This is a genomic window from Pseudoalteromonas sp. SG45-5, from assembly GCF_014164085.1.
In the GTDB taxonomy this organism is placed as follows: Bacteria; Pseudomonadota; Gammaproteobacteria; order Enterobacterales; family Alteromonadaceae; genus Pseudoalteromonas; species Pseudoalteromonas aliena.
In genome coordinates this window covers 1-210 of sequence record NZ_JACJEM010000221.1, presented here as the reverse complement: position 1 = coordinate 210, position 210 = coordinate 1, and the positions used below count along the sequence as shown (strand labels likewise).

The following is a 210-nucleotide window of genomic DNA, read 5'->3' as shown; positions in this document are numbered from 1 at the left end:
CTTTCACCAGTAGGTTTACTTAAGCATTACAAAGCACAATCTGAAGTAGAAAAAGGGTTTAGGTTTTTAAAAGACCCCTTGTTTTTTGTTTCATCATTATTTATCAAAAAGCCAAGTAGAATAGATGCTCTGTTGATGGTGATGACACTTTCATTGTTAGTTTATTCAATCGCGCAAAGACGAATGAGAGCGAATATGAAAAAAGAAAAA

At 32.9% G+C, this 210-nt stretch carries 1 pseudogene; it reads left to right on the top strand.

From position 1 onward, the window contains the following. Positions 1-210, top strand: a pseudogene (locus H5119_RS20385) (IS1634 family transposase); the annotation flags it as partial.